We start from the raw sequence: 1467 nt of genomic DNA, 5'->3' as shown, positions 1-1467 counted from the left end.
GGAATGTGCTACCCGGGCATTGGGTGGACGATGCTTCACCTTAGGGCGTTGATGATTTCAGAGCCGGACCGAGCCGGGCCGTGGAGGTCTCTGAACTCGTCAGCAGCGTCGCTCAGACCGATCTGGTCATCGCAAAGCTGAGAGGTGGCGACCAACCAGTCTTCTTCGGCGATTTCGATTCCAAGCGTGTTCATCCCCAATTCCGACAATGTTGGGCTGGAAGCGACTGAACTCGATTCTTGCGGCGGTGAAAGGGTTGTAGAAGATCAGCTCCCGACCTCGGGCGAGTCGGATGCACCGCAGGCAGCTATCGCTGCCGCAAGAACCAAGCTTGCTACCAGCCGTTGCTTTCTTTGAACTGAAGGTGAAAGGTCCATGACATCTTGATCCCCGGCTTCTGAAGTCGGACAAATTGGGACAAAACTTGCCAAAACGAGTTCAAGAATCGGGGCCCTGCTGCCGATGATGCCATAGATAGACCACTGAGAGTCCAGGAGTTACCGACATGAACCGCTCACCGATGAACCCCCGCCGCCAGCCGGCGGGACCCACCAAAACCCATTTCCAAAGGTTGGTAGCTTTCGTCGTCGCCCTAGCGGTGCTGATGGCACCGTCACTCGTCGGAACGCCCCAGGCGACCAACAACCCGAGCGAGGCGAGCGTGGCGGTGGTGGTCAGGGAGTTACCCGGCGCGGGAAACGGACCCGAAGCGCTCGTCACCCAACTCGGCGGCACCGTCGGACTCCAATTGGACATCATCGACGGCTTCTCGGCGATGATTCCCGAATCTGCCATCGCCACACTCCAGGCCAACCCGCTTGTCGAATCGGTCAGTCCCGACGCTCAGCTGCTGCTGGCCGGTTGGGAAGTCAACGACCGGAGCGACGACGGCGCCATGAACCGCATCAACGAAAAGGTCATCCAGTCGAACTGGTACTGGAAAAACGGATATACCGGTGCCGGTATTGGCGTGGCGATCATCGACTCGGGTGTCACACCCGTCGACGGGCTTACAGTGCCCGGCAAGATCGTCAACGGCGCCGACCTGTCGTTCGATTCGCAAACCGCCGGCCTTGAGTACCTCGACCTCTACGGCCACGGGACGCATCTCGCCGGCATTATCGGCGGACGCGACGACGCCGCCCCCGCCATCCCCGGTACCCGCGACCTCCAGACGAACTTCGTCGGCGTCGCCCCCGGGGCAACAATCCTCAACGTGAAAGTGGCCAACGGCGCCGGAGCAGCGGACGTGTCCCAGGTCATCGCCGGCATCGACTGGGTTGTGCAGCACCGCAACGACCAGGGCATGAACATCCGGGTGTTGAACCTCTCGTTTGGCACCGACGGCATCCAGGATTATGTGCTTGATCCCCTCGCCTACGCCGTTGAAGTGGCCTGGAGACAAGGCATCGTGGTGGTCGTTTCCGCCGGGAACGACGGCACCCACGGTCAACTACGCAACCCGGC

At 60.9% G+C, this 1467-nt stretch carries 2 protein-coding genes; one reads left to right on the top strand and one right to left on the bottom strand.

What is annotated here, in order from left to right:
* Window positions 1-35: 35 nt before the first annotated feature.
* Window positions 36-194, bottom strand: a complete 159-nt coding sequence (locus JJE47_11825; GenBank protein ID MBK5268110.1) for a hypothetical protein — start codon at window positions 192-194, stop codon at window positions 36-38.
* 581 nt (window positions 195-775) lie between these two features.
* Here JJE47_11825 and JJE47_11820 point away from each other — a divergent pair.
* Window positions 776-1467 (top strand): S8 family serine peptidase (locus JJE47_11820; protein ID MBK5268109.1); only part of this gene is annotated, 692 nt, incomplete at its 3' end.

This window comes from Acidimicrobiia bacterium (assembly GCA_016650365.1).
GTDB lineage: Bacteria > Actinomycetota > Acidimicrobiia > Spongiisociales > JAENVV01 > JAENVV01.
The sequence above is the reverse complement of the archived record's forward strand: the minus strand, read 5'-3'. Positions and strand labels throughout refer to the sequence as shown.

What these genes read in the sequence shown, in the direction of transcription:
- JJE47_11825 (MBK5268110.1), bottom strand. Translation starts at nt 194, where the DNA reads ATGAACACGCTTGGAATCGAAATCGCCGAAGAAGACTGGTTGGTCGCC.